We start from the raw sequence: 7,729 nt of genomic DNA, 5'->3' as shown, positions 1-7,729 counted from the left end.
TAAAATTATTCCGATAAAGGCACACGCACTTGAAAGACAGTGCCTTCCTGAAAAAATATCAGGAAGCCACCGTGAGGTGGGGACGCAAAACTGCGGGACTTTTAATTATGTAGCCCCCGAATTTATTCGGGGGTGAGCGTAGCGAAAGTAAGCCAAGTTGCCGAAAGATAAAAGTCAGCCGGGTTACCGAAGATAATTTGTGTCTGTAAATTGGACACAGTTAATTTAGGTAACTCGGTTTTTTATTTTTAGAAATATTGTCAAAAATGGAGGATTGAAATGATTAAAAAAAGATTTTTGAACAAACCTAAAAATTGGAGAAAAAGTTATTGTTTATCTGGACTGATATGTGCTTTGCTATTAAGTCCAGTATTATTGTCTGCTGAAGTTCCATACAAGATAAATGTACAAGGACGGCTAACAGATAAAAATGGAGTAAACATTGATGGCAAGTATACTGTAACATTCAGTATATGGGATGCGGCTGTAAATGGTAATCAAAAATGGGAAGAGACCCAGCAGTATGGTAATAGTAAAGAACGGCATATTCCAAGTATTTCTTGGTGAAGGAACTGCTATTCCATCGGATGTATTTACTGGTGGTGAAATGTATTTACAGATACAGGTAGGAACAGAGCAACCGCTGATGCCAAGACAGAAGATGGCTTCTGTTGGCTATGCATTCAAGTCAGAAACAGCAGAGAAATCAACTGGCGATTTTAATGTTGGCAATGATTTGAAAGTCACTGGCAAAGTCGGTATTGGGGCAGAGAGTCATGCTACAAAGTTACATGTAAAGACAGATGCTGATATTGCTGCATTATTTGAGAATGGTGATAATCCGATTGTTTTATTAAAAGACGCCGATGCTGACATTGTAAAATATGATGGGCTTCGTCTAAACGGCAATCTGCTGGGACTCTGGAAAATGGTTGGAATGGATGATGGTAAGGCGTTATTTAACGATATTATGTCTATCAATGCAAATACAGGCAATGTAGGTATCGGCCAAATCCCAGATTCAGATGCCAAACTAGATGTATCTGGGAATGTGAAGATGAGTAGCAATATTAGTATAAATTATGCAACAAACTAAAACAGAAATAGAAGAATTAAGAGAGAAATATTTGGAACATTTAAGAATAAATAATTATTCTGCTGACACGATAGAGCATACTGGTTATGTAATAAAACATTTTGAGAAATTTCTGACGAGTAAAGGGATAAACAAAATTGCTGATGTAGGTCAAGAGATGATTACCGAGTATAACACGATGTTAAGGAAATTCCGTCAACCCAAAAACAATAAACCATATACCGAGCAAAGTATCGCAGCGAAATTACAGCCAATAAAATACTTCTTTGAGTGGTTGACGAAGAATTTAGTAATTTTGCATAACCCAGCGAAAGATATGGAAATACCGACGATAAAAAAAGGACTACCGAGAACGATTCTCTCTACGGAAGAAGTGGAAAAGTTTTTGAGTATCCCGCGGACAGACACAGTAATTGGCTACCGAGATAGAACAATCCTTGAATTATTTTATGCGACAGGAATGAGGAACACAGAATTAAGAAAACTGAAAATAAATAACTTGGATTTAGAGAAAAAAATTTGTATAATTAAGGACGGCAAGGGAGGAAAAGAGAGAATGCTCCCGCTTACCAAAGTAGCCACCGAGTATCTGAAAGAATATCTGCGAGTAATCCGACCACGACTCCTAAAAAATGGAAACAGCAACAATACTGTGTTTCTTACATTATCAGGGACACCATTTTGGATGCAAGGTATGTGCGATTTATTTAGAAAGTATGCGAGAGTAAGTGGGATATCAAAACCGATAACAGCACATACAATAAGACATTCAATAGCAACACATTTATTGGAAAACGGAATGGACATTCGGTATATCCAGGAATTTTTGGGACACGGTAGTTTACAGACGACACAACTTTACTCAAAGGTGACATTAAAAGGGTTAAGGAAATTTTACAATAAGCATCATCCGAAGGAAAAAAGACAGAGGTTATTGGTATGACTTTTTATAATAAGGATAAAACATTGAAAATTTCAAGTCTGGCACGGTATGCGGCACGGTATGCACTGGCACGGTATGCAGAAGTTTGAAAGGAGGATAAGATAATATGTGGAAAAAGAAATTAATATCAATAGTATTCGGAATATGTTTATTTGTTTTTCAATCACCGAATATATTTACTCAACCCCCAAACGAAAAAGAAACTAAAAATAAAGTGAAGCAATATTGTCAAGAGTTAGAAAAAATATGCAAACAAGAAAAAGATTTAAATTTAGCAAGACAAAAAACTATTGAACAAATGAAAGGATTAGCGAATGTTAGTAAGCAATCAGTTCCCTATCTTATTACTGAGTTTAAGAATAAAACTAAAGATCCAAAATATCGTTATTTGGTTTTTACACAACTTGCTTATACAAAAGATGAAAAAGTGATACAACCTGCCATTGAATCGCTTACAGATAAGAATGACGAAATTCGTGGATATTCTGCAGTATTTTTAGGGGAGATGAAAAGCAAAAATGCTGTTAATCCGCTAATAAACACTCTTAATGATGAGAATAGGCAAATAAGAGTTGCTGTTTGTTCTGCATTAGGTAAGATAGGAGACCCCAAAGCAATACAACCAATCTTGAAAAGATTCAAAAAAGAAAAAGATTTTGTTGCAAGAACTGATTTTATATCTTATTCATTTGGAAAATTTAAAGATGAATCAATATATTCTCAATTAATAGAGTCGTTGAAAAATGATACTCATCCAGATGTTAGAGCAGCAGCCGCAAGAATATTAGGTGAATATGGAGATAAAAAGACAATTGAAAGTTTATCTGATGCCTTATTAAATGATAAACATCCTCTTGTAAGATTTTATTCTGCAATTGCATTAGGAAATATTGGAGGAAAAGAAACAATAAAAATTCTTAATGGAGCAGATAAAACTGAAAAAGATAATCTTGTAAAAACAGGGATTAAAAAAGCGATAAAAAATATTGGGGTAAAATAAACATGAAATACTTTATAATTGTTATTTGTGTTTTTTCTTTAATTTTTCCAGTGTTAATGGAATTACATACATTTTTTTATCATTCCGAAGCCGTAGAATTAGGATTGCTTTGGTTATCTATTGGACATCATTTTGTATTGTTACCACTTTTTATACTAATAGTAATTTTATCTCTGTTCAATAAAAAAATTAGAATATTAGAAAAGAAAATATCTTATCTTCCGTTGGTTACTTGGCTATTGATGACTGGTTGCTTCCTTTTATACTTTCTTATGGGAAGAGCAAAAGTTAATACTACTATATTTCGGCAGAAGAATATTATTTTAGGTATGGTTCTTATATTTTCTATTTTTTATGTAATTAAATCAGTTTATAAAAGAGAGGAAACTAAAAATGAAAACACTAAAAATCGCTAAATGCTTATTAACGATTATACTTGTATTAACACTATTTATTAAAATTTTACATGCATTTCCATTTGAAAAAGGTGATTTAATTTTCCGGGAAAAAGATTATCCCATTCCTGAAATACCAGAATGGTTTAGTCATACAGGGATATATTATAAATATGTTGGCAGTGGTGACCCATTAGATAAAACTAATCATTTGGTAGTTGAATCTATTAAAAGTGATGATGAACATAATCATGGGCGTGATGGTGTAGTTATGCATACTTTTGATTACTTCTATAATAAGACAACTTTTCTTGACGGAAAAAGCCGTAATCCTAGTTATATTTCCAGAAATATTATTATTCAAACAGCCCTTAGTAAAATCGGTTGCCATTGGGATTTGATTGAGTATAAAGGTCCCAACCAATTTCGTTGTGATGGATTAGGAGAATTCTGTTATGAATCTGTTGGTATAGATATAGTCCCAGAAGGATTTTATTTAGATTTATGGCCAGACAAACAGCGTTCTAGTATGGCTAATTCAATTGGCATTTCTCCAACTGTAACTATTACAGATTCCAATGGGAAAGTTTTACAAAATGGAGATGTGACTAATCAAACTTCTGTATCCATCTATGCCACCGACGGCAATAATGGTTCAGGATTATCACTTCTTCAATATTGGCGAACACCAACAGGAACAATTGAGCCGATTTATAAAATAACAGATAATTATGACCTTGACCATACTTATAGTTTAACAAATCTTGCCGACGGTCAATGGAATATTGAAGTTTACGACCAAGCAGGCAATGTCGCTTTGCATATACTTGCATTTGACTTTTATTATTTTTCTGACGACACACGAAATTTGAGATTTGCAAAAACATATTACTCAAAACAAAGGATTTCAGATTATGTATAATTTCAATTTTAAGACGATAATCAATATTTTCAAAATTCATATTCCGACGATGAGGAATGAGATTATGACAACTTTCAACAAAACAATCATCAATATATTCAATTGTCATACTCATCACCTCCATTTACGCTCACTCACCACCAGTCGCTCCGCCAATTTCATCGGCGGGTCTTTGTGGTGGTATGTTCGCTTCGGCTTCGCTATCGCTTCGCCGTATGGCTCGTCTATGACGAGCAAAAGTAATAAAGGAATTGGTCAAGGTCTTTCCCCCGTTTTCAAAATTATTTTCACTGACTTTATTAAAAGATTTTTCACAATTATTTTTTACAGATTTTTCGCAAAAGTTCATATAATTAACCTCTGTCTTTTTTCCTTCGGATGATGCTTATTGTAAAATTTCCTTAACCCTTTTAATGTCACCTTGCTATACAACTGCGTCGTCTGTAATGAACCGTGTCCAAGAAATTCCTGTATATACCTTATGTCCATTCCATTCTCTAATAGATGTGTCGCTATTGAGTGTCTTATTGTGTGGGCGGATATTGGTTTTGATATTCCACTAACTCTTGCATATTTCCTGAATAAATCACACATCCCCTGCATCCAAAATGGTGTCCCGGATAAAGTGAGAAAAACAGTGTCGTTGCTGTTTCCATTTTTTAGTAGTCGTGGTCGGATTATTCTAATATATTCTTTCAGATACTCGGTGGCTACTTTGGTAAGAGGGAGCATTCTCTCTTTTCCTCCCTTCCCGTCCTTAATTATACAAATTTTTTTCTCTAAATCCAAGTTATTTATTTTCAATTTCCTTAATTCTGTGTTCCTCATTCCCGTTGAGTAAAATAACTCAAATATCGTCCTATCACGGTAACCAATTACTGTGTCTGTCCGCGGGATACTCAAAAACTTTTCTATTTCTTCCTGTGAGAGAATTGTTCTCGGTAATCCCTTCTTAATTGTCGGTATTTCCATATCTTTTGCTGGGTTGTAAAGTATTGTTAAATTCTTCGTCAACCATTCAAAGAAATATTTGACGGGTTGTAATTTCGCAGCGATACTTTGTTCACTATACGGCTTATTGTTTTTTGGTTGCCGGTAATTTCTGACTTCCTGATTATAGTCAGTGATCACCTCCTGTGTCACATCAGCCACCTGGTTTATGCCTTGCTTCTCTAAAAACTTCTCAAAATCCCTTAAAGCATAATCGCAATGTCTGATTGTTTCTGGGGAATAATTGTTATTCCTTAAACTTTCTAAATATTTATCTTTTAACTCGGCTATTTCTGTTTTATGCGTTTCCATAAATATATTGATTACCTATGGGGATTTTTATCTTTTCACCAAATTTCCTTATTTCTATATTTCTATCTTTCTCTCTCGGGTGATATTTCCTTAACAATTCCCGCAGTTTCTCTTTTTCTACTCTGGTATAAACCTGTGTCGTTTGGATTGTCTCATGCCCCAAAAATGCTTGAACATACCGAATATCCATCCCGCTTTCCAGTAAATGAGTGGCTACACTGTGACGGAAAGAGTGACAGGGCTGAACTGATTTGGTTATCCCGGCTTTCTTGATATAGGTTTTTAATATCAGCATCAGTCCAGCATTGGTCAAGGCACCTCCATAAACCGTCAAAAATAATATCCCTTCGCCGGTCTTTGACCTTTGTTCCCAGTTATTGCCTGACTCTCTTGGACATTTTGCCAACTCTGGTCTTATTTTCCTTAAATATCTATTAAGAAACCTGCAAGTCGGTGTGTTAAGTAAAACATACCTGCTTTTTCCACCTTTTCCTTTATTTACTCTCAAAACTTTTTTATCTAAATCAACATCACTCACTTTTAATTTTATTAACTCACCTGCTCTTATCCCGGTTGAGTAAAGGACTTCAAGAATTGTCCTATCACGATAACCCAGTGTTGTTCTTATCTGTGGTTGTTTCATTATTCTGTTTATCTCCTGAATTGTCAGGATTCCTCTCGGTAGAGGTCTTTTATCCTTCGGCATTCGCCAGTTTTCTGCTATATCACGGTAAATTATTCCTTTCTTTAAGAGATAACGGAAAAAATTCCTCACTGACATTAAACGAGTTAGTATCGTTGAAGCAGTCAGATTATTTTCCTTCTTTGTTTTGTATCTTGTTAAATATTCTTTGTATCCCTCTAATATTTCAAGATTTACTTTTTTTATTTCTGTTATCCCATTTGCTTTTAAGAAATTCAAAAATATCCTGACCATCTGTTCTGTCTGACGAACAGTAAAAGCACTAAATCCCTTTAATTGCAAGTGCTGTAAATAATATTCTTTTAATTGGTCTAAATTAAAATCATCAGACACTGTGATATACCCCTTCTTTTATACATTTTTCAGTTTTTACCCTACTTTCAGACTTTATACTTGTTCCATCGTCGGTATTTTCGTTTTTTTCATCATCTTTCTCTTGCCAGACCATACCAGACCTATCAGACTTTTGAGCAAGTTTATCAGGGTCTGTCAGTCCAAAAAGGTATTTTTTGCCACCGTTTCCCTCATACTGCAACTCATACCGATACATTCGCCCTCGGTCTCCTTTGCTCACAAGTAAATATTGTAAGTCCTCTAATTGCTTGATGTGTGCTTTTATCTGACTATCACTCCAACCAGTATATTCTCTGACATCTCGGCGGTTAAATCTAAAATCCTTTTGACTAATTTCTTGCTCTTTGCATTTTTCATCTACCATTTGTTTTATCATTTTCAAAAGTTCCCTTGATGGTAGGGAAAGTTCATTTACACTTGTCCCTAAAATCTCTGTCATCAGTTTATTTGCCTCTCTTATGTCTTCTTTCTCTACCTCAATGTATTCAATCTCTTTTCCGTTGTGGTTAAAAACTTTCTTCTCTCTCTGATATTGTCTCAAAAAAGCGATTGTCTCTATCAACGATAAATATTTCTCATATTCCCGTCGGGATTCAAGCCATTCATTGGGAAAACTTAATTGCTCGGCAAAAAAATTTATCACTACTAATTTTTTTAACAACCTCTGGCTATTCTTATGCAACATTTTTATCTCTCTTGTCTCAAATCCATTTTTTACACCTTCCAGTGTTTTTTGTTTCTGCTGTGCCTGATGTATTTTGTTTGTCTGTTCCTTGCTCTCATCTAAAGATAATGTAAAACATCTTGTTGCATTTTCATAACTTATCGCTGGTTGTGTGGTAGAAAATAATAACGCTATTGGTCCCTCAACTTCGTAGTCAGTGGTTGTCATTTTACCTGTTATTGTGTCTTTCACCGGTGAAACAAGTTTAAGTTTTTTAGACGAGATAAGTTCTCGTATAGGATAATTACTCCCGAATAACCCCTCTTCTTCACCTGCAATTAAAAGTTTAT

The 7,729-nt window shown here is 34.6% G+C and carries 10 protein-coding genes and 1 riboswitch; of the genes, 6 read left to right on the top strand and 4 right to left on the bottom strand.

Going from position 1 to position 7,729, the window contains the following annotated elements:
- Positions 1-51 precede the first annotated feature (51 nt).
- Positions 52-191, top strand: a riboswitch (cyclic di-GMP riboswitch).
- 88 nt (positions 192-279) lie between these two features.
- The 6 genes from AB1349_11770 to AB1349_11745 all read left to right on the top strand — a co-directional run bounded on the left by AB1349_11770 (position 280) and on the right by AB1349_11745 (position 4,356).
- A complete protein-coding gene (locus tag AB1349_11770; protein MEW6558008.1) occupies positions 280-567 on the top strand; it encodes a hypothetical protein in 288 nt (95 codons plus the stop codon).
- Positions 524-1,096, top strand: a complete 573-nt coding sequence (locus AB1349_11765; protein ID MEW6558007.1) for a hypothetical protein — start codon at positions 524-526, stop codon at positions 1,094-1,096. The genes AB1349_11770 and AB1349_11765 overlap by 44 nt, the downstream gene beginning before the upstream one ends.
- Positions 1,083-2,039 (top strand): tyrosine-type recombinase/integrase, encoded by a 957-nt coding sequence (locus AB1349_11760; GenBank protein MEW6558006.1) that lies wholly within the window; start codon positions 1,083-1,085, stop codon positions 2,037-2,039. Before AB1349_11765 ends, AB1349_11760 begins: the two co-directional genes overlap by 14 nt.
- A 106-nt stretch (positions 2,040-2,145) precedes the next feature.
- Positions 2,146-3,039, top strand: coding sequence for a HEAT repeat domain-containing protein (locus tag AB1349_11755; GenBank protein MEW6558005.1), 894 nt, complete (start codon positions 2,146-2,148; stop codon positions 3,037-3,039).
- Positions 3,040-3,041: 2 nt separating this feature from the next.
- Entirely contained in the window at positions 3,042-3,455 is a 414-nt protein-coding gene (locus AB1349_11750; GenBank protein ID MEW6558004.1) for a hypothetical protein, read from the top strand.
- Positions 3,433-4,356 (top strand): hypothetical protein, encoded by a 924-nt coding sequence (locus AB1349_11745; GenBank protein MEW6558003.1) that lies wholly within the window; start codon positions 3,433-3,435, stop codon positions 4,354-4,356. Before AB1349_11750 ends, AB1349_11745 begins: the two co-directional genes overlap by 23 nt.
- Positions 4,357-4,486: 130 nt before the next feature.
- Here AB1349_11745 and AB1349_11740 read toward each other — a convergent pair whose 3' ends face one another.
- The 4 genes from AB1349_11740 to AB1349_11725 all read right to left on the bottom strand — a co-directional run.
- On the bottom strand, positions 4,487-4,705 hold the full coding sequence (locus tag AB1349_11740) for a hypothetical protein (GenBank protein MEW6558002.1): 219 nt from the start codon (positions 4,703-4,705) through the stop codon (positions 4,487-4,489).
- Complete coding sequence (locus AB1349_11735; GenBank protein ID MEW6558001.1) at positions 4,702-5,658, bottom strand: tyrosine-type recombinase/integrase; 957 nt, start codon at positions 5,656-5,658, stop codon at positions 4,702-4,704. The genes AB1349_11740 and AB1349_11735 overlap by 4 nt, the downstream gene beginning before the upstream one ends.
- Entirely contained in the window at positions 5,645-6,694 is a 1,050-nt protein-coding gene (locus tag AB1349_11730; GenBank protein MEW6558000.1) for a tyrosine-type recombinase/integrase, read from the bottom strand. The genes AB1349_11735 and AB1349_11730 overlap by 14 nt, the downstream gene beginning before the upstream one ends.
- Positions 6,687-7,729 (bottom strand): DNA primase (locus AB1349_11725; GenBank protein ID MEW6557999.1); only part of this gene is annotated, 1,043 nt, incomplete at its 5' end. The genes AB1349_11725 and AB1349_11730, both read right to left, overlap by 8 nt.

It is taken from the genome of Elusimicrobiota bacterium, from assembly GCA_040757695.1.
In the GTDB taxonomy this organism is placed as follows: domain Bacteria; phylum Elusimicrobiota; class UBA8919; order UBA8919; family UBA8919; genus JBFLWK01.
The sequence above is the reverse complement of the archived record's forward strand: the minus strand, read 5'-3'. Positions and strand labels throughout refer to the sequence as shown.